General features: G+C 61.9%; 17 protein-coding genes and 3 pseudogenes. 12 read left to right on the top strand and 8 right to left on the bottom strand.

The features are described from left to right. Positions 1 to 190 precede the first annotated feature (190 nt). Positions 191 to 970 carry an acetoin reductase gene (locus AmiPiv_RS20495; RefSeq protein ID WP_340040360.1) on the bottom strand — a complete coding sequence of 260 codons (780 nt, stop codon included), beginning with the start codon at positions 968 to 970 and terminating at the stop codon, positions 191 to 193. A 293-nt stretch (positions 971 to 1,263) separates the two neighbouring features. Here AmiPiv_RS20495 and AmiPiv_RS20490 point away from each other — a divergent pair, with 293 nt between their 5' ends. After that, positions 1,264 to 2,652, top strand: coding sequence for a mercuric reductase (locus AmiPiv_RS20490; RefSeq protein ID WP_340040358.1), 1,389 nt, complete (start codon positions 1,264 to 1,266; stop codon positions 2,650 to 2,652). A gap of 119 nt (positions 2,653 to 2,771) precedes the next feature. Further along, positions 2,772 to 4,914, top strand: a pseudogene (locus tag AmiPiv_RS20485) (heavy metal translocating P-type ATPase). Positions 4,915 to 4,928: 14 nt separating this feature from the next. Here AmiPiv_RS20485 and AmiPiv_RS20480 read toward each other — a convergent pair. From AmiPiv_RS20480 to AmiPiv_RS20465, 4 genes are all read right to left on the bottom strand, one after another. Beyond that, positions 4,929 to 5,159: a hexameric tyrosine-coordinated heme protein gene (locus AmiPiv_RS20480; RefSeq protein WP_340040356.1), complete on the bottom strand. Its 231-nt coding sequence runs from the start codon at positions 5,157 to 5,159 to the stop codon at positions 4,929 to 4,931. A gap of 97 nt (positions 5,160 to 5,256) precedes the next feature. Continuing rightward, complete coding sequence (locus tag AmiPiv_RS20475; protein ID WP_340040354.1) at positions 5,257 to 5,901, bottom strand: DUF924 family protein; 645 nt, start codon at positions 5,899 to 5,901, stop codon at positions 5,257 to 5,259. A 94-nt stretch (positions 5,902 to 5,995) separates the two neighbouring features. After that, positions 5,996 to 7,945: a heavy metal translocating P-type ATPase gene (locus AmiPiv_RS20470; RefSeq protein ID WP_340040352.1), complete on the bottom strand. Its 1,950-nt coding sequence runs from the start codon at positions 7,943 to 7,945 to the stop codon at positions 5,996 to 5,998. 80 nt (positions 7,946 to 8,025) lie between these two features. Beyond that, positions 8,026 to 8,247: a heavy-metal-associated domain-containing protein gene (locus AmiPiv_RS20465; RefSeq protein ID WP_024845349.1), complete on the bottom strand. Its 222-nt coding sequence runs from the start codon at positions 8,245 to 8,247 to the stop codon at positions 8,026 to 8,028. Between the two features lie 385 nt (positions 8,248 to 8,632). Between AmiPiv_RS20465 and AmiPiv_RS20460 the strand changes: the two genes are divergently transcribed. Further along, positions 8,633 to 9,109, top strand: a complete 477-nt coding sequence (locus tag AmiPiv_RS20460) for a cupin domain-containing protein (RefSeq protein ID WP_340040345.1) — start codon at positions 8,633 to 8,635, stop codon at positions 9,107 to 9,109. 58 nt (positions 9,110 to 9,167) lie between these two features. Here the strand turns inward: AmiPiv_RS20460 and AmiPiv_RS20455 are convergent, their stop codons facing one another. Continuing rightward, the gene (locus tag AmiPiv_RS20455) at positions 9,168 to 9,641 is read right to left on the bottom strand and encodes a MucR family transcriptional regulator (protein ID WP_445206982.1); all 474 of its coding nucleotides are present in this window, start codon (positions 9,639 to 9,641) and stop codon (positions 9,168 to 9,170) included. Between the two features lie 178 nt (positions 9,642 to 9,819). On the opposite strand from AmiPiv_RS20455, the gene AmiPiv_RS20450 reads away from it, so the two are divergent. The 8 genes and pseudogenes from AmiPiv_RS20450 to istA all read left to right on the top strand — a co-directional run. Next, positions 9,820 to 10,092 (top strand): hypothetical protein, encoded by a 273-nt coding sequence (locus AmiPiv_RS20450; RefSeq protein WP_340040342.1) that lies wholly within the window; start codon positions 9,820 to 9,822, stop codon positions 10,090 to 10,092. 201 nt (positions 10,093 to 10,293) lie between these two features. Then, on the top strand, positions 10,294 to 11,196 hold the full coding sequence (locus tag AmiPiv_RS20445) for a DUF3991 and toprim domain-containing protein (RefSeq protein WP_340040340.1): 903 nt from the start codon (positions 10,294 to 10,296) through the stop codon (positions 11,194 to 11,196). Between the two features lie 151 nt (positions 11,197 to 11,347). Next, complete coding sequence (locus AmiPiv_RS20440; protein WP_340040338.1) at positions 11,348 to 11,800, top strand: hypothetical protein; 453 nt, start codon at positions 11,348 to 11,350, stop codon at positions 11,798 to 11,800. Then, positions 11,797 to 13,575, top strand: coding sequence for a PcfJ domain-containing protein (locus AmiPiv_RS20435; RefSeq protein WP_340040336.1), 1,779 nt, complete (start codon positions 11,797 to 11,799; stop codon positions 13,573 to 13,575). Before AmiPiv_RS20440 ends, AmiPiv_RS20435 begins: the two co-directional genes overlap by 4 nt. 51 nt (positions 13,576 to 13,626) lie before the next feature. Next, positions 13,627 to 14,334: a DUF6915 family protein gene (locus AmiPiv_RS20430; RefSeq protein ID WP_340040334.1), complete on the top strand. Its 708-nt coding sequence runs from the start codon at positions 13,627 to 13,629 to the stop codon at positions 14,332 to 14,334. Beyond that, positions 14,321 to 14,614, top strand: a complete 294-nt coding sequence (locus AmiPiv_RS20425) for a DUF5983 family protein (protein ID WP_340040333.1) — start codon at positions 14,321 to 14,323, stop codon at positions 14,612 to 14,614. Before AmiPiv_RS20430 ends, AmiPiv_RS20425 begins: the two co-directional genes overlap by 14 nt. Before the next feature lie 235 nt (positions 14,615 to 14,849). Continuing rightward, positions 14,850 to 15,215: pseudogene (locus tag AmiPiv_RS20420) on the top strand (DUF1419 domain-containing protein); the annotation flags it as partial. 117 nt (positions 15,216 to 15,332) lie between these two features. Next, positions 15,333 to 16,250: pseudogene (istA, locus tag AmiPiv_RS20415) on the top strand (IS21 family transposase); the annotation flags it as partial. A gap of 11 nt (positions 16,251 to 16,261) precedes the next feature. Here istA and AmiPiv_RS20410 read toward each other — a convergent pair. Both AmiPiv_RS20410 and AmiPiv_RS20405 read right to left on the bottom strand, forming a co-directional pair. Continuing rightward, entirely contained in the window at positions 16,262 to 16,585 is a 324-nt protein-coding gene (locus AmiPiv_RS20410) for a helix-turn-helix domain-containing protein (protein ID WP_035031743.1), read from the bottom strand. Further along, positions 16,557 to 16,949, bottom strand: a complete 393-nt coding sequence (locus AmiPiv_RS20405) for a type II toxin-antitoxin system RelE/ParE family toxin (RefSeq protein ID WP_035031757.1) — start codon at positions 16,947 to 16,949, stop codon at positions 16,557 to 16,559. Before AmiPiv_RS20405 ends, AmiPiv_RS20410 begins: the two co-directional genes overlap by 29 nt. Positions 16,950 to 17,236: 287 nt before the next feature. On the opposite strand from AmiPiv_RS20405, the gene AmiPiv_RS20400 reads away from it, so the two are divergent. After that, positions 17,237 to 18,352 (top strand): NAD(P)-dependent alcohol dehydrogenase, encoded by a 1,116-nt coding sequence (locus AmiPiv_RS20400; protein WP_340040328.1) that lies wholly within the window; start codon positions 17,237 to 17,239, stop codon positions 18,350 to 18,352. Positions 18,353 to 18,388: the final 36 nt, after the last annotated feature.

The following is an 18,388-nucleotide window of genomic DNA, read 5'->3' as shown; positions in this document are numbered from 1 at the left end:
ATTGCCGGTCAAGAACCTGTGGTGCGAATGGCGACCGAGGCGGCGATGACCATGCCAAGCAACAAGAGAACAATTCTCTCCGATCAAACGCGGTTCTTCCAGGCGGAACCATTCCGCTGGAGGGAGAAATTCTCACAAGGCCGTTTCCCGGTGCGGGTGCTTCTGAACGTTCGCGATCTGGCAGGCGTCCCTATCGATAGACGATACCGCCATCGGTCAGGATCGACTGTCCCGTGATGTAGTCGGAATCGGCGCCCGCGAGGAAGGCGACCAACGCTGCAACGTCCTCCGGTGTCTGCGCGCGGCCCAAAGCGATACCCTCGACATATTTCTTGTAAGTTTCGCCCTTCGGCGTTCCGGTGATCTCGGAAAAGCGCTCGTCGATCTCCACCCACATATCGGTGCCGACGATGCCGGGGCAGTAGGCGTTAACGGTGATGCCCGCGCTAGCATATTCCTTGGCGGCGGCTTGCGTCAGCGCACGCACGGCGAACTTGGTCGCCGAATAGGCGCCGAGCATGGCGAAGCCGTCATGTCCGGCGATCGAGCAGGCATTGATGATCTTGCCCTTCTGACCTCGATCCTTGAATTTCTTCGCAGCCGCCTGGATGCCCCAGAGCACGCCGTCGACATTGATCCGGAAGATCAGGTCCATGTCCTCGGGCGTGACGTCGGCGATCGGCTTGACCTGAGCGATGCCGGCATTGTTGACGATGACGTCGAATCCGCCGAGTTGTTTTTCCGCATGGTCGATAGCGGCGTAGACTTCGTCGCGCTTGCTGACATCGGCGACGACGGTGGTGGCCTTGCGTCCGAGCGCTTCGACTTCCTTGCGAACGGAATCGAGCTTATCGGCCTTGACGTCGGCCAGCGCGAGATCAGCGCCTTCCTTTGCAAGCCGCAGCGCAATGCCGCGTCCGATCCCCTGGCCAGCGCCGGTTACCAAAATGACTTTGCCATTCAACGACATGATTTTCTCCTACAGAAAGTTGGCCAATCCTGTGCAGCCAGCATGTTTCCTTTCGGGCGATACAGCCGGAGCAGAACCGACTACACTCGATGATCCCGGTCCATTTCAAGGCCGTGGCCCGGAAATGATGCGACGGCACGGATACTGGCAGTAAGGCCACCTCAAAGGGCCACCCGCAAAAGCAACAGTAATTGTTCGACTCCGCAAGAGTATGACATGATCCCGCATATATGGCCGAGCGCCATATTCTCATCGCGTGGATAGCGTCGGTGGTACAGAAGGACGCGTAGTTGATGACGGAGGCTGAGCGCTACGACGCCGTCGTGATCGGTAGTGGAGAGGGTGGCAAATACCTCGCCTGGCATATGGCGCAAGCCGGTCGGAAGGTTGCCGTCATAGAGCGACGCTGGATCGGCGGCTCATGTCCCAATATCAACTGCCTGCCCAGCAAGAACGAGATCTGGAGCGCGGGCGTCGCTCACGCCGTTGCCCATGCCGGGGAGTATGGCGTTGCGACCGGCCCCGTCTCGGTCGACATGAAGACGGTTGTGGCGCGCAAGCGCGCCATGGTCGAGGGTCTGGTTGCGTTTCATCTGGAACGCTATGAGGCGACGGGCGCGGAACTCATCATGGGCAACGCCCGTCTCGTCGGATCAAAGACGATCGAAGTTGCCTTGAACGACGGCGGGACGCGGCTGCTCGTCGCTGCAAAGCTGTTTCTCAATCTTGGAACACATGCAACCATTCCGCCTGTTCCCGGCCTCGCCGAGACCAGGCCGCTCACCCATATCGAGGCGCTCGAACTGGACCGGCTGCCGGCGCATCTGATCGTGCTCGGCGGGGGCTATGTCGGCCTTGAACTCGCGCAGGCCTATCGGCGTTTCGGCAGCCGCGTCACCATTATCGACCGTGGCCCGCGACTGCTGAAGCGGGAGGACGAGGATGTTTCCGACGAGGTCCGGCAGATACTGGAGGCGGAAGGCGTCGAGGTGGTTTTGTCGGCGGAAATCGAGAAGGTGAAGGGCCGATCGGGCGAAAGCGTGCGCGCCGCCATCCGGACGCCCGACGGTTTGAGAACGATTGAGGGCACGGACATTCTGGTCGCTGCCGGGCGCACGCCCAACACGCGAGGCATCGGCCTCGAAGAGGCAGGCGTTGCGCTGACGGATCACCGTTACATTCAAGTGAACGATCGCCTGGAGACGACTGCAAAGGGAGTATGGGCCATCGGCGAATGCGCCGGAAGTCCGCAATTCACCCACGCATCGCTCGATGATTTCCGAATAATCCGGGACAATCTCGACGGTGGAGACAGAACGACCACCGGGCGGCTGATGCCCTATTGCATGTTCATCGACCCGCCGCTGGCCCGCATCGGCATGAGCGAAGCGCAAGCGCGGGCCAATGGAATGGATTTGCGCGTCGCGAAACTGCCAATGAAGGCGGTGCTGCGGACGCGGACGACCTCGCAAACCTCGGGCTTCATGAAGGCGCTGATCGATCCACAGGACCGGATCGCAGGCTTTGCGATGATCGGTTCGGAGGCCGGAGAAGTGATGGCCGTGGTGCAGGCAGCCATGCTCGGCGGCCTGCCTTACAGCATCCTGCGCGACGCCATTCTTGCGCACCCGACGATGGCCGAGGGGCTGAACGCGCTGTTTGGCAAGGTCGAGGCAAGATGAGTTTTCCAGGTTCAAGTGAGGCGGCGGGTTAGAAAATGCACGGACAGGAGCACCAGCACCATTCGCATGCGCATGACCATTCGGGTGATAAGCATCTTGTGAAGGACCCCGTCTGCGGCATGGAGGTCGACCCGCAAACGGCGGAACATCGCCTGACGCACGAAGGTCACACTCACTATTTCTGCTCGGCTTCCTGCAAAGCGAAATTCGAGGCGGACCCGGCCCGATATCTTGCAGGGGAAGCGCCGCCCGTTCCAGAGGCTCCTGAGGGCGCGATCTGGACCTGTCCGATGCATCCCGAGATCCGGCAGGAGGGGCCAGGAAGCTGCCCGCGCTGCACCATCTGGTGCCAATGCGGATATCGATCTGGATCCAGCTCGTTCTGGCGACGCCCGTGGTCCTGTGGTGCGGATGGCCGTTCTTCGAGCGCGCCTGGGCCTCGCTGGTCAATCGCAGCCTCAACATGTTCACGCTGATCGCTATGGGCACGGGCGTCGCCTGGGCCTACAGCATCGTCGCCGCCCTTGCGCCGGGCATTTTCCCCGCCGCTTTCCGTGCGGAAGATGGCACGGTCGCGGTCTATTTCGAGGCGGCGGCGGTCATCACCGCTCTGGTGCTGCTTGGCCAGGTGCTGGAACTGCGCGCCCGTGAGCAGACATCGAGCGCGATCAGGGCGCTGCTCGATCTGGCCCGAAGACGGCGCGGCGCGTCAGTGACGAAGGCGCGGAGGAAGACGTGCCGGTCGAGCACGTTATCCTTGGAGATCGGCTGCGCGTGCGGCCCGGCGAGACCGTGCCGGTCGATGGCGTGGTGGAGGACGGACGCTCCTCGCTCGACGAGGCGATGGTCACCGGCGAATCCATGCCTGTCACCCGCACCGTGGGCGATCAGGTCATCGGCGGCACGCTGAACCAGACCGGGGCGCTGGTGATCCGTGCGGAAAAGGTCGGCCGCGATACGATGCTGTCACGCATCGTGCAGATGGTCGCCGATGCGCAGCGTTCGCGGGCGCCAATCCAGCGCATGGCCGACCAGGTCTCGGGCTGGTTCGTGCCGCTGGTCATCATCATCGCAATTCTCGCCTTCATCGTCTGGGGCATCTGGGGGCCGGAGCCGCGCCTCGCCTATGGGCTGGTCGTGGCCGTTTCGGTGCTGATCATCGCCTGTCCCTGCGCACTTGGGCTGGCGACGCCGATGTCGATCATGGTGGGTGTCGGCAAGGGCGCCAGCGCCGGCGTCCTGATCAAGAACGCTGAGGCGCTCGAACATATGGAGAAGGTTGACACGCTCGTCGTCGACAAGACCGGCACGCTCACCGAGGGCAGGCCGTCGGTGACGGCAATCGTCGCGGCAAGCGGCTTCGACGAAACGGAAATCCTGCGGCTTGCCGCCGGTGTCGAGAAGGCGTCGGAACATCCGCTTGCATTGGCGATCGTGGAGGCGGCGGAGAAGAAGGGCATCGCCATCCCGCCCGTAGTGGGTTTTGACTCTCCGCTTGGCAAGGGGGCACTCGGTGCTGTCGAGGGCAAGGGGGCACTCGGTGCTGTCGAGGGCAAGGCGATCGTGCTCGGCAATGCGGCGTTCCTCAAGGAGCGCGGCGTCGACGCTTCGTCCCTTGCCAAACAGGCGGACGCCTTGCGCCATGACGGCGCGACGGCGATCTATATCGGCATCGATGGCAAGGCGGGCGGCATCTTCGCCATCGCCGATCCGGTCAAGGCGACGACGCAGGAGGCGCTGGACGCGCTGCATGGCGAGGGCATCCGCATCGTCATGCTGACCGGAGACAATAAAACAACGGCCGAAGCAGTCGCCCGCCAGCTGGGCCTCGATGAGGTTGAAGCGGACGTGCTGCCGGATGCCAAGAGCGCCGTGGTGAGCCGGCTCAAGGCGGAAGGCCGAGTGGTGGCAATGGCGGGCGACGGCGTCAACGACGCGCCCGCCCTGGCGGCCGCCGATGTCGGTATCGCAATGGGCTCGGGCACCGATGTCGCCATCGAAAGCGCCGGCGTTACCCTGCTCAAGGGCGACCTGATGGGCATCGTCAAGGCGCGGCGTCTGTCGCAGGCGACGATGGCGAACATCCGCCAGAACCTGTTCTTCGCCTTCATCTACAATGCCGCCGGCATCCCGGTTGCCGCAGGCGTGCTTTACCCTTCTTTCGGTCTCCTCCTGTCACCGATCATCGCGGCGGCCGCCATGTCTCTGTCGTCGGTCAGCGTCATTGCCAATGCGCTGCGATTGCGGGCGCTGAAACTTTGACTGACGCCCTGGCGTCAATCGCGCCAGTAATTGTTGGCGGCCGCGACCGTCTGGAAATGGATGGCGATCACCTGCGACGAGGCGATCAGCTGCGTGGTATCCTGATCGTAGGCCGCGCGCAGCTTGTCGCGAATCTCGGCGGAAGGCTGGGTCACCTTGACGCCCACCCGCGCCATTTTGGTGGCAAGGTCGAACCCCTCCTGTGGGGTCGCTGTCTTGAGCGAGGGAAGCCAGATGTCAGCCATGATGTTTTCCTTCCAGAGAATATGAATACGCAACAATCGTAATCTACCCGAGCAGCTAACGAAAGCATCAACCCGAGATGCGTTTCGCCTTCAGGTATCACGTCTGAAACGCCCTTTCGTGCGGGAAATCCCCTCCGGCGATGTAAGCTTCTTCCGCCGGCGTCGGTTCTCGGCCGAGGACCTGATTGCGATGCGGGTGACGGCCGAAAGCCGCGATGACCTTGCGCACGTCGCCAGCGTGGTTCACCAACGACTGGTATATCGGTTGAAGGGAAGCGGGCGCTTGCGCTGCGATTTCCTCGCGAAGCCTGATAAGCAGATCGATGCGAATGAGGTGATCCGGGCCTTCGCAATGGCCAAGCGGTTGGCTGTAGACAATCTTGAACCAGGGCGTGCCCAGCGATGCATAGTGGCCGTTCGAGAACCCTTCCATCGCCAGCGACAGTGCGGCAGGATCCTGCGCGAAAGCGCGCGACGTGCCGCGCCACAGCGAGCGCGAGAACTGGTCGAGCACGATAATGAGCGCCAGCCTGCCATGGGGGTCGCTGGCCCAGTCGTCGAGATCGCCTGAGGCTGCGCTGTTCGTCAGGTCGGCGAAGCGCGCGACGATCATGTCATCCGCTCCGCCATGCAGCCGCCACGACCAGTGATTGCGATGAGTTTCAGCCTCTATCTGTGAGGAGCGGCCTTCAGGAAACCAGAAGTCGAGAACGTTGGCCCACGGGACGGTGCTGGTATCCATGTCGATCCTTTCCGGCAGTTGGGAGCGATGAAACAGGGTTGGCGCTACAAAAACAACGGACCCCGCATCGGAACGGGGTCTGTAAGGAGAGGCTTCAGCCTCGTGCAGCCTCCGTTGCGGGAAGGGCGGTGGCGGCTTTTGCAGCCCTCCCGCTGGGCGCGGTGGCCTTCGGTACGCGCAGCAGGCGCATGCCGTTGGCGATGACGATCAGCACCGAAAGCTGGTGAACCAGCATGCCGCCGGCCATATGGACATTGCCGGAGAACACGCCCGCCAGCAATCCCGCCACCGTCACCAGCGCGATGACGAGGTTCTGGCGCATATTGCCCAGCGTCGCGCGCGAGATCGCCATCGCCTCGGGGATCTTGCCGAGATCGTCCTTCAGAAGTGCGATGTCGGCGGTCTCGATGGCGACGTCGCTGCCGGCCGCGCCCATGGCGATCGAGGTGTCGGCGGCCGCAAGAGCGGGGGCATCGTTGATGCCGTCGCCGACCATGGCGACATGCGCGCCATCCGTCTTCATCTTCCGGATCAGTTCCAGCTTGTCCTCGGGCATCAGCCCGGCATGGACCTCGTCGATGCCGACCTCACGGGCGATGGCCTCGGCCGCGCCATGCTGGTCGCCCGTCAGCATGACCACGCGGCCTATGCCGATCTCGCGCAGTCGGGCGATGGCTTCCGTCGCGCCTTCCCGGGCCATGTCGGACATGCCCAAGAGCCCGATCAACTGCCCGTCACGCGCCACCAGGATCGGCGTCTGGCCGTTGGAGAGCAGACGGTCCAGTGCGGCCTCGCCCTCCTGGCTCAGCGGGATGCCGAGCGTATCCATCAGGCGACGGTTGCCAGCGGCAACGGTCCGGCCGTCGATGCGGGCGCTCAGGCCCATGCCGGCATGCTCCTCCAGCGCCTCCGGCGTGGAAAGCGGTCCCTGCTTGCGCCCGGCCTCGACGATCGGGCGGCCAAGCGGGTGGGTCGATCCGGCCTCGGCGGTAGCGGCCAGATGCAGCAACTCGGCCTCGGCAACACCACCCAGAGCGACGATGGAAGCAAGCTGCGGCTTGCCTTGCGTCAACGTGCCGGTCTTGTCGAGCGCCAGCGTGTCGATCCGGCCCGCACTTTCCAGATGCTGGCCGCCCTTGATCAGAATGCCGCTGCGCGCCGCCCGGCCGATGCCGGCGACGATAGAGACTGGCGTCGAGATCACCAGCGCGCCGGGACAGCCGACGACCAGCAGCGTCAGCGCCAGGCGGATGTCCTGCGTCACCGCGAAGGCGGCGACCGCGAGCCCGATGATCGACGGCGTATACCATTGCGCAAAGCGCTCGATCATCCGCTGGCTCGGGGCCTTTTCCTCCTGTGCTTCCTCGACGCGCTGAATGATGCGGGCAAGGGTGGTGTCGGCGCCGACATTGGTGGCGCGGATGCGCAGCAACCCGTTCTCGGCGATGGTTCCTGCATGAACGTGGCTACCAGGCGCTTTCTCGGCCGGCATCGGCTCACCGGTAATCGCCGCCTCGCTGACAGCGGCGGTGCCTTCGGTTACCTCACCATCCACCGGGATGCGTTGACCGGCCCTGACCAGCACGGTCTCGCCAAGCTGGACCATATGTGCTGGCACCTCGACAGGCTCGCCGTCGCGCAGCACAGTTGCCGTGGCGGGCGCGGCATCAAGCAATGCCTTCAGCGCGCCACGCGTCTGCCCCATGGTGCGCGCTTCCAGCCAGCCGCCGAACATGAACAGGAAGGTGACGGCCGCCGACTCCCAGACCTCGCCGATAATGAGCGCACCGACTGCCGCGACGGTGACGAGCAGCTCGATGCTGAAATGCTTTACACGCAGCGAACGCCAGGCGCGGATAGCGATGTCGGAGCCGGCAAGAAAAGCCGCCGCGACCATCAGCGCCGTCCATGCCTCGACCATGCCAAAGCCGTAGCGCGCCAGAAGGCCGGCTGCGATCAACCCGCCGCTGCCGACCGTCAGCCAGAAGCGCCGCCGTGCCGGATGTGCGATGGCGCTTCTGATACTGGTGACGAGACTGATCATCTCATCCTCCTTTTATCTTGATGTCTGGGAACGGCCGCCGCGCCAGCTTGCGGCGCGGCGAAATAGGTGGGGTATGCCGATCAGAAGGCGGCAGGCTGCGCCTCGTAGCCGGTTCCGCGCACCGCCTCGACCAGCGCTTCAACGCTCGATTGCGCGGGGTCGTGCTCGACCTCGATCTTGCCGGTGTTGAAGCGCACCTCGGCCTTTGCGACGCCCGGAAGGGCGTTGAGCGCCTTTTCGATCTTCGGCACGCAGGACGGGCAAGAAAGCTCATCGCTGCGCAGGATGGTTTTCTGGGTCATGATCGGGTTCCTTTCGATAGTGGGGAAGGGTGTCCCCTGCCTCATTGATCTAAGGGTTTGACCCCACATTGCGATTGGCGAAGCCGGCAAGCCGAACTTGCAAAAATGCACAAGGTACTGCCTTGGTTCTGGTTTATCGGGCGACCACATTGGGAGTTGTGGTGGAATCGCCTCCTAAACCAAAGAAGTTTCCGTGCGTAAATACACAGGTCGACAATTCTCGATTTCCTGGCGGATGCTTTGATGTGGACGCGCCGCTGCTGGAAGGACTGCTTGAGGATACTGTCGTCGAAGTCGTATCGGCGACAAGACCATATGCGCAGATCACATGGGCGGATTTGAATGAGATCAACGAAACGAGCCAAATTTGTGAAATGAATTGGAAATGAAGCCTATCATGCGTGGATTTGTTGATGACATCGAGGAACTGACCGAAGGAAACACGGATTTTCGCCGTGTTCTTTATACGGCAAGAAATATGCAGCTCGTGCTGATGACGCTTCAGCCCGGCGAGGAGATCGGCGAAGAGGTTCACGACGACGGCGATCAGTTCTTCCATGTCGAGGACGGCGAAGGCGAAATCCTGATCGACGGCAATGTGAGCAGGATCAGGGCCAATATGGCCATGATCATACCCGCCGGGGCGCGGCATAACGTCAAGAACACCGGCAATGAGCCACTGAAGTTTTATACGATCTACAGCCCGCCCGAGCATGTCGACGGTGTCATTCATCCAACCAAGGCTGAAGCCGACGCGGCTCAGGATCATTTCGACGGCAAGACCAGGCGATCAGTTCTTCGAACTGCGGTTGCCGCTGATCGCCGTTCACGACGGAAAGGTGCAGGACTGCCCATGCATTGAATCGCGCAAATGGCGGCACGGTGTTCCGGTGCAACCTGAGGAACGGTCGACGGAGGCCCTATGAGAATTTTAGGCCGAGTCTCTTCCGTTTGGCGGGAGCCGCTGGCGGTTCTTCGACGGGCTTTGGCTTTCGTCCTAATCCCATCGATTTTGCCAGTGCGGAACGCGCTGCGGCGTAGTTTGGCGCGACTAGCGGATAGTCTGCCGGCAGGCCCCATTTCGCACGGTATTCGTCCGGCGAAAGCCCGTGATGGGTGCTCAGGTGGCGCTTCAGGGATTTGAACTGCTTTCCGTCCTCAAGGCAGATAATGTAGTCCGGCGTCACCGATTTCTTGATCGGGACCGCGGGCTTTTGCGGCTCGGATGCTTCTTGCGCCGGGGCCGCTGTCTGCTGCTGCAGGGCCGAATGCACGTTCGAGATCAAGCTTGGCAATTCAGCTACGGGCACAGGGTTGTTCGACACATAGGCCGAAACGACATCTGCGGTCAGTTCGATGAGCCTGTCAGATCCATCGATCAGGGTTTCGTTCACGCTCAATACCTCTTTTCGTCGATACTATTCCTGCGTAGCCACTTAATGGATTGCAGCGTCGCAATACAATGGGGAAGGTCTGTTGCCGTTGTGGGTCCCGCTGTTGGCCAAGCCGAAGTCCGGGCGGTGTTCGCAAATGTGCGCTTCCAAGCGGGACGCGAGAACGATAGCATGACCCATGCTGGCGGCAATCACAAGCTGGATCGATCGTCGCCGCGCGCTTCGGCGCCGCTGGCAGAAGGATGCGCCCCGGCTTCTCATGGTGGAGGAGACCAACGCCTATTATGAAGCGCAACGCCGGGCAACGCGCTATCGTGTGCGCGGTGACAAAGCGGAATTCTACCACTGGGCCAAGGTCGCGGCCGAGATCGCCCGCCTTTCGCCTCGCGTGGAAATGGACATGGCCACGCTGCGGGTGATCGTAGCCGAGGAAGAGCGCCGGAGGGGATAGATCCGACCCGTGCCGCTTGCGCGCTGCGGCCGGCAAGGGGAGCTTCGCCGCAGCGGTCCCCGACGATGCCGACCCGTCAAATCTGCCGGGTTGACCGCCGTGCCCTTGCCCGCCTTGCTCTTCGCGGCTCCCGGTTTCTGCCTCGAAAAGATCGGGAGCGGGAACCGGGTAAAAGGAGCACGGGAAGTGCAGGCGCGAAGAATGGAAAAAGCAGATCTGGAAGACCTGAGAGGGAAGGTGCCCTGCAACGCGGTGCTGGAGCAGGAGGGGTTTGCGCTCGATCTCAAGGAAAGCACCCGCAGGGCGATGAAGTATCGCCGCGACGCTGAGATCATCATTGTCATTCATGAAGGCATGGGCTGGTTCGATCCGCTCGGCGACGACAAGGGCGACGTGTTCAAGCTGGTCGAATATTTGCAGGGAGTGCGCTTCGTCGAAGCCATGCACGAGGTTGCCGCCCTTGTCGGCTTCGTACCAGCGCAACCCATCTGGAAGCGGGAATCCCGCGATCGGGAACCGGATATCTCTATTGCCGAACGTTGGCGCACTCGACGAAAGCCGTGGAAGGGCTCGGCCACCTGGCGCTATCTCGCTAACGAACGCGGGCTGCCCGAGCGGATCATTCGTCTCGCTCTCTCCACCAATATACTGCGGGAGGGACCCCATGGCAGCATGTGGGCCGCGCATACCGATGTCGACGGGGCGGTGACCGGTTGGGAGGAACGCGGACCCGACTGGCGCGGCTTTGCATCCGGTGGCGCGAAGGTCCTGTTTCGTCTCGGTCGCCCGGATGCTCTTCGTCTTTGCGTGACCGAGGCGGCGATCGACGCCATGAGTCTGGCTGCCGTCGAGGGCCTGCGGGAAGGCAGTCTCTACCTCAGTCCAGGTGGTGGCTGGTCGCCCGCAACTGCCGAGGCCCTGCGTGTGCTCGCTGCTCGTCCCGGCACTCAGATCGTTGCCGCGACCGATGCCAATGCGCAAGGGACCGTGTTTGCTGAACGGCTGCGAGACCTTGCCGAGGAGACTGGTTGCGACTGGCTGCGACTGATCCCGCCGGCCGACGACTGGAACGACGCCCTGCGCGAGCAGGTGAGGAAAGGATAATAAGGAGCGGAGAAAGAGACCCGCATGCCGCATACCTGCCGGCCGCGATCAAGAGTGAAGCTTCGCCCGGCTTGCGCCGGCCCTTGACCCGGCCGGACGGAGAGGCGGCGCGCCCGAAGGTGTGTTCAACACCTGAGGGAAGGGCAAGACAATGGAAATGGCGAAGCGGCTGGGTGCGATCCTGCGCGCCCTCCAGATCACCGAGATCGAATATTCGCTCAGTGGCGGTGGCGATTCCGGTGAAACGACGCTTGAACGCGTCACCTACAGGGACGACCCGCTGGCGCATGATCTGCCGGACATACCCATCTTCATCGGCGACCGCGGTGAAATCCGGCATTTGCCGGAACTGCTTGAAGACATCGTCGCCGATTCGCCCGAGGGCGACTGGGTCAATAATGAGGGGGGATACGGCACCGTCTATGTCCGTCCTTTCGAGGACGAGGAAGAGCTGACCATCGACTGCGTTATGTCGTATCGCGAAGATGGCGATTATGGCGATGACGACGAAGACGAGTTTGTCGATGATGGCCCGATCGACGACGAGGACGATGGCTCGCTTGCCGTCACGGTTCAGGTTCTGGTCGGGGAGGTTGCGCCATGAGCAGCCGATCCTGGCCCCACCTGAAGAACGCCGCCAGCAGCCGGCTTGTCGCCGCCTGTGCCTGGATCGAGGAGCGTCCGGCTCAACTCGCGGCCTTTGCAACCATCGTTGCGCTGGCGGAGGTCAGGATGACGGTCCACGCCGTCGATGGGCGTCTGGATGCCGATGTCCGCACAACACCATCAGTAAAAAAAGATCCGCTCGCCGCCGAGCTGGTCCAAATGATCGCGGACAATGCAACGAGTCATGCATCTTCCCCACGCCCCGAAAGCGGTCCCGCCTTCGGGGACTGGGCGGAGGATCACGGGTTTTCGGATATGAGTATCGCGCTCCTGTCCAGCGACGCCCACTGGCAGGATCTGACGACCGCCGCCGGAATCATTGCTACGGCGATCAAAACCCTGTCTGAACGCTCCCGCGCTCTCGCCCAAACCCATATGGGCAACATTCTGGCGCGCGATCTGCCCGATGGCGCTTTCCTGCGCCATGGTCTCACCGAGGTCGTCGCCTGGCTGCTGGCTCCGGCAACGAGCGGCAGGAAGGAGCGCGCCATTGTGCTCACGCGCCGTAGGCAGGCGATGACAATCTACGGCGCGCTGTCCAGTACGTTGCGCGCGGAGGATGTCACCGGAATCATCGACGCAGGTCTTCCGCTGGCCCCGGTCCTCATGGAACGCCACCGTCTGAGCGCCGGCGCGCTGCGTCCCTTGCGCAATGGCCGCCATCTTCGCCACTCGCTCGAGTCCCCGACCGATTTCCACGTCGCCATCGATGAGCTCAAGGCCCATCAAACGCCGCTTCACGAATGGCCCGGTGGCGGCCGGCCCGGTGAAGCCGATGCATGGGCAGGCTCGTCCTGGGTCAGGGAACCTCGCCAGCATTTCGTGAGACCCGATTATTTCGGCTTGTACAAGGACGGCATCACCGACGCCATCAATGCCATACGCGAGGATCTTTTGCGGCCGATGGTCGCCGAGCGCATCCGTCTTGGCGGCTTCGCGCCGTCCCGCCTCGTCGTTTCCTTCGCAAGAAGCATTGAGGTCGACGTCAGAAAAGGCGGCGGTCTGGTGCGTCAGCGAATGATTGCAGCACTGCGTCATGCGATCATCGGACCGCGCAAGCCGAAAGCATTCCAGCAGGCTGTCGGTCTGTGGCACCGCCGCGTCGCCACACTCTCGGCCCTGCGTCACGAGCATACGGCCGAGCGACCGGGCTGGCCGGAACTCTGCGCGCCATGGCGCTCTGCCTGCGGAAGCTACGAACTCGTTGTCCTGTCGTCGGCAGCAGATCTGGTCGAAGAGGGTCAACTCCTCGATCACTGTGTCGGCGGTTATTACGCAATCTGCCGCCGCGGAGATACACAAATCCTGTCAATGCGGGAGAATGGCAGGCGGATTACGACGCTGGAATTGACGCTCGGCCCCGACCTCGCGGTGCTGGAGCTCGCGGTCGGCCAGTACAAGGCGTATCGCAATTCAACGCCCCCGGCCCATCTTCACGATCCACTGCGTGCGTTTTTGCGGGATGTGCGCAATGGCGACCATCCGGTCAATGCCGCCCGGCTGACCCGCTATCGCAGGAAGATGCGCGACGTCTGGGACGGGACATGGAACAGCGAGGCGCTGTCGCTCGATCACGCCCGGGAAGCCTTTCCGTTCTACCTGCCGCTTCTCCCACGCGGAACGCCTGCGAATTTTGACGCCTGGTGCACGGCATCAGAATTGCCGGCGGCCTTCGATGCGACGCTCGCTCATCTCGACATCTCGTCCCGCTGATCGCGTCACAACCACTTCCATTCCAATCATCACCATGAAGGAGAGCAGATCATGCATCCCTACGACCACGCGCGTTCGTCAGCCCGCATCCATGGCGGCGTCTGGCAGGACTATTTTGAACTGCACAGCTGGTTCGACGCCAGCAAGTCGCTTCTGTGCCGATTTACCCATCGTGCCCTGCGTCATCACCTCGAAGGCGTTGCCGAGGCGGTAGCGCATTTCGGGGCCGAAATAAGCAATTCCGATGGTGCCGACATCGATACCATGACGCTTGGTGTCCAGCATCTGGAAGAAGACTGCCCGCGCATTGTCACGGCGAGCGACTGGCTCGTTGGTTTCGACGCACCTGACTGGCTGCCTTCATCGCTGCCGGATGCAGAAGACCTTGCGCAGGCGAACGTCATACGTTTTGGCGGTGAAGTGGACGATTTCCTGCCGCTTCATCGCTGGTTTCTGGCGACAACAACCTGGAGTGAAGGCGCTGCGCATCTGATGTTTCGCCATCACGCCTTCAGTGTCTTCGAGGCGGAGGCGAGGTTCGGGCCCGTCATCCACCATGGGGACGGCAGAGCGACCCCGACGCGGGTGGTCGCCGAACGCCATGTTCAGGAGGTCCTCGGGCGGGTTCCGCCGGCGACGGAATTCCTGCGCCGGATCAAAGGCGAGCGCTGGATGCTGCAAGCTATGTCGCCGCGCAAGCTCGGGCTCGACGCGCCGACCACCTCGGCAACCATGGAGAAAATCAATGTCGTCGCTTGATGTTCGGAGCTTCATCGTCATCTCCACGGGCCATGTCACCGAAGCGACGGCAAAGCTTCTCGATGACGTCCCGGTCGATGAATGGCCGTGTCTGGGTGGTCGTTACGGCGACTATGGCTGGTTCGTCTATGCCCATGACGAGAACTGCGGCGTTGGCAAGGACCGGATCCCGGACGATCTGTTCGCCGTCATGATCTGGGCGCGGAAGGAACGCTGCGACTATGTCCTGCTGGACTGCGATGGCGACCAGATCGATGCACTGCCTCACCATGACTGGTAGCGCCTGCCGGCTCTGCGGAGGGGAAAGAAGAAGGAATGGAAGAAAGTACTGGGATGAAATCGGCTGCCGCATGCCGCCAGCCGCGTCAAGGGTGAAGCTGCGCCCGGCTTGCGCCGGCCCTTGACCCGGCCGGACGGAGAGGCGGCCGTGGAAAGGGGTCAGAAGGGCTGAAAGTGATGGGCATCCACGAGGCTGCGCCGCTCTCCGGCTCGACGAGGCCAGAAGGAGCCCGCCAATGACCCCCGCTTCTCCAATCCGCAAGATCTATCAGGGCGTCGCCGACCGCCGGCAAATGTTTCGCATGTTCGATCGCCATGCCCAGCGACCCAATCGCTGGGAGAACGACGATAGCGCCCTGTTCTGTGGTGAATGGTTCGAGATCGCCAAGGTGGAGCATGATTACATGTTCAACGTCTTGCCGCCGCTGTTCATGCGGAACGGGATGTTCGCTATGCGCGAGTTTCTCACGGACCGCATTACCAGCGTCTTTTACGAGCTGAATATTGACGGTCACATTCGGTACTTCCACGCCTATTGTGACCTCGCCGAGAGGGGATCAGCCGACCGCATGCGCGCGGCAATCGCCGAACGGGAATCCCGACTGTGATTTTTCATGGAATGAGGACCCTGTTTAAGGGGTGATTTTCGTCCAAACGGGACCCCTTAACGTGGGGTCATCAAAATGCCTCCGGTTTTATCGGAGGCATTTGTGTTTTGGATGTTGATTGTGGAGACGATTGCAAAGATACGCCGGCTTTCGCGGGTTCAGGGCAAGTCGATCAAGGCGATTTGCCGCGAGTTGAAGGTTTCACGGAAAGTGGTGCGCAAGGTGCTGCGCTCGGACGAGACCGAGTTCCGCTACGAGCGCAAGCATCAGCCCTATCCGCGGATGGGGGCATGGCGCGAAGAGCTTGACCGGATGCTGACGACGAACGTGGCCAAGCCCCGGCGGGAACGACTGACACTGATCCGTATCTTCGAGGAGCTTCGCGACCTCGGCTACGAGGGCAGCTACAGTTCGGTGTGGCGGCACGCGCAGGCGTGGGAACGGGAACGCGGCAGCGCTGCTGCCGATGCCTACATCCCGCTGAGCTTTGCGCCGGGCGAAGCCTACCAGTTCGACTGGAGCCACGAGATTGTTGTTCTCGACGGTGTGACCACGACGGTGAAGGTGGCGCACATGCGGCTTTGTCATAGTCGCATGTTCTTTGTTCGAGCCTATCCGCGCGAGAGTCAGGAGATGGTGTTCGACGCGCACGACCGGGCATTCGCCTTCTTCCGCGGCACGTGCACGCGCGGGATCTACGACAACATGAAGACGGCGGTGGACGCGATCTTCATCGGCAGGGATCGCCGCTACAACCGTCGCTTCCTGCAGATGTGTGGCCATTACCTCGTCGAGCCGGAGGCCTGCACGCCAGCGGCAGGCTGGGAGAAGGGTCAGGTCGAGAACCAGGTTGGGCTGGTGCGCGAGCGCTTCTTCACGCCGAGGCTCCGGTTCAAGACGCTGGAGGATCTGAATGGCTGGCTGGCCGACAAATGCGTCGCCTGGGCCAAAGCGCGCCGGCACCCCGAGCAGGGTGAGCGCACCATCTGGGACGTGTTCGAGGAAGAACGCGCCAACCTCATCCCGCATCACCCTGAAGTTCAGGCGAGGATTTTCAGGCCGTGTTTCTGGACGACAGTCAGCAGCTTCAGAGCCATGCCGCTTGGCCGCTTGGCTCCGGTTTCCCATTTCTCAATCGTGCTCTCGCTCGTGTTGAGATAACGGGCAAATACCGGTTGGCTGACATTATTGGCTTCGCGAAGCTGCTTGATCTCAGCTGGCTCGATTGCATCCGGCATGTCGAGATGGCGCTCGTCGAAGGTGCGCATGGTTGTCTTGTCGAGAGCGCCAACCTTGTGCAGCATGGCTGCGGACGAATGGATCGCCTCGGAAAGATCACTTTTGAATCTGGTTTTCGTCGCCATGACATATCTCCGTTAGATCTTTGGCCTTCAGAAGCTGCGCGATCTGCTCTTCTTCCAATGTCGCATAGCTCCTGGCCAGGGTGCGGAAATCCTCCAGTTCATCGTCTTCGATATTGGCCCGATCCTTCTTCGCAAACAAATATGCGTATATCCAATAGCGCCCACCTTTTGCGAGAATGATGCTTCGGTGCATGTTCCTGTTCAGGCGCTTCTTGAAAACACCGCCACCCAGATCGTCGGCCTGGCCCTTCATGATTTCCCGAAACGCCTCGCACAGTTCGCTATCCTTGATGCGCGCCTTGCGTGCCGCCCTGGTGAACCATGCGGTCTTGAAGGCCCGCGCGGTTTCCGCAGCTTCGGTCATGTCAAATATATAGCACTGGGTGCTATCCTTATCAAGCTGCCGGTGTGAAGGGGTTGGTGGGACTCTGGCAGGTTCATCGCGTCACAGACGTCAAAGTGTGATTCCTGCCGTTGCAATGTTTTTCCAGAAGAAAAAGAAGGAAATGAAATACCTGCTTGCAGGTCGGGCATACCCTCGTCGGCCACTTTCGCCGTGTGGGCAGGTTGGGCAGATGAAGGATCGATGGCGCCACTGTGGTGCCTCCAGGCGGATAGTGTAACATGCCGATAGCAGCCATGGAGGACAGCATGAAGATCAAGGCTTTGGTCGTGGAGCAGAAGGACGGCCCCTTCATTCTACAGGAACTCGATCTGGAAGAGCCCGGCCGCGGCGAGGCTTTAGTGCGAATCGTCGCCTGCGGCGTCTGCCATACCGATGCAATCACACGGGCCGGCGACATGCCAATGCCTTTCCCGAGCGTACTTGGCCATGAAGGCGCAGGTGTGGTCGAGCAGGTGGGTCCTGGAGTCGCAGAAGTTGTGCCGGGCGACAAGGTCATCATTGGGTGGCCGTCATGCGGAACCTGCCGCAACTGTCTGGACGGAGAGCCGCGCTATTGTCTCAGGACCGGTCAGGCGCTGGTGTCGGGGCGCAGGTTCAAGGGGGAACAGGCTGGCACCACCGCTTATTCCCGCAAGGGCAAACCGATCAACGGCCATTTCTTCGGCCAGTCGTCCTTTGCCACCCATTCAATCGTGTCGGCTGATGCTCTGGTGAAGGCTCCGGCCGAGGTGCCTCTCGAATTACTCGGACCTTTGGCCTGTGGCCTGGGGACCGGTGCAGGAGCGGTCCTGAACGAGGCGAGGCCCAGGTTGGGGGATTCAGTGCTGATCGTTGGTGTGGGCGCCGTGGGTCTGGCGGCGATCATGGCGGCGCGGAACTCAGGCGTGACGCGGATCATTGCTGCTGACGTTCACGACAGCCGCCTTGAACTGGCGAAAGAATTTGGCGCCACCCACGTTGTGAACTCGGCAAAGAAGGATCTGATTGCAGAGGTGCGCGCTATAACTGGCAGCACCGTCGACTTCGCCTTCGACTGCACTGGTGTGATCCAGGTGATCGAGCAACTCGCCGAAACCGTAGGGATGCTGGGTCATCTGGTGCTGGTTGGCGGGGCTCCCGCCAATGCACGGTTCTCGCTCGACCATCTCTCCACGCTCTGGGGCAAACGCGTCAGCGGTGTACTGGGCGGCGGCGGCCGGTCCGGTCAACTGATACCTGCGCTGGTTGACCTGTTCGAACAGGGGCGCTTTCCCTTCGACCGCTTGGTGAAATTCTACGACATGGACCAGATCGAGGAGGCTCTTGAAGATTCGAGAACGGGTGCGGTGGTCAAGCCGATATTGCGCATGCCGACGGCGTGAGCCCAGCCAGCTTGGCTGGGAAGATCGGTGGCAGAT

Source organism: Aminobacter sp. Piv2-1 (assembly GCF_037625995.1).
Lineage (GTDB): Bacteria > Pseudomonadota > Alphaproteobacteria > Rhizobiales > Rhizobiaceae > Aminobacter.
Note: the sequence above shows the minus strand (reverse complement) of the source record. Positions and strands in the feature narration are given on the sequence as shown.

Bases quoted from the DNA above. Each gene is read 5' to 3' on its own strand.
- AmiPiv_RS20495 (WP_340040360.1), bottom strand. From the start codon at position 970: ATGTCGTTGAATGGCAAAGTCATTTTGGTAACCGGCGCTGGCCAGGGG.
- AmiPiv_RS20490 (WP_340040358.1), top strand. From the start codon at position 1,264: ATGACGGAGGCTGAGCGCTACGACGCCGTCGTGATCGGTAGTGGAGAG.
- AmiPiv_RS20480 (WP_340040356.1), bottom strand. From the start codon at position 5,159: ATGGCTGACATCTGGCTTCCCTCGCTCAAGACAGCGACCCCACAGGAG.
- AmiPiv_RS20475 (WP_340040354.1), bottom strand. From the start codon at position 5,901: ATGGATACCAGCACCGTCCCGTGGGCCAACGTTCTCGACTTCTGGTTT.
- AmiPiv_RS20470 (WP_340040352.1), bottom strand. From the start codon at position 7,945: ATGATCAGTCTCGTCACCAGTATCAGAAGCGCCATCGCACATCCGGCA.
- AmiPiv_RS20465 (WP_024845349.1), bottom strand. From the start codon at position 8,247: ATGACCCAGAAAACCATCCTGCGCAGCGATGAGCTTTCTTGCCCGTCC.
- AmiPiv_RS20460 (WP_340040345.1), top strand. From the start codon at position 8,633: ATGAAGCCTATCATGCGTGGATTTGTTGATGACATCGAGGAACTGACC.
- AmiPiv_RS20450 (WP_340040342.1), top strand. From the start codon at position 9,820: ATGCTGGCGGCAATCACAAGCTGGATCGATCGTCGCCGCGCGCTTCGG.
- AmiPiv_RS20445 (WP_340040340.1), top strand. From the start codon at position 10,294: ATGGAAAAAGCAGATCTGGAAGACCTGAGAGGGAAGGTGCCCTGCAAC.
- AmiPiv_RS20440 (WP_340040338.1), top strand. From the start codon at position 11,348: ATGGAAATGGCGAAGCGGCTGGGTGCGATCCTGCGCGCCCTCCAGATC.
- AmiPiv_RS20435 (WP_340040336.1), top strand. From the start codon at position 11,797: ATGAGCAGCCGATCCTGGCCCCACCTGAAGAACGCCGCCAGCAGCCGG.
- AmiPiv_RS20430 (WP_340040334.1), top strand. From the start codon at position 13,627: ATGCATCCCTACGACCACGCGCGTTCGTCAGCCCGCATCCATGGCGGC.
- AmiPiv_RS20425 (WP_340040333.1), top strand. From the start codon at position 14,321: ATGTCGTCGCTTGATGTTCGGAGCTTCATCGTCATCTCCACGGGCCAT.
- AmiPiv_RS20410 (WP_035031743.1), bottom strand. From the start codon at position 16,585: ATGGCGACGAAAACCAGATTCAAAAGTGATCTTTCCGAGGCGATCCAT.
- AmiPiv_RS20405 (WP_035031757.1), bottom strand. From the start codon at position 16,949: ATGACCGAAGCTGCGGAAACCGCGCGGGCCTTCAAGACCGCATGGTTC.
- AmiPiv_RS20400 (WP_340040328.1), top strand. From the start codon at position 17,237: ATGAAGATCAAGGCTTTGGTCGTGGAGCAGAAGGACGGCCCCTTCATT.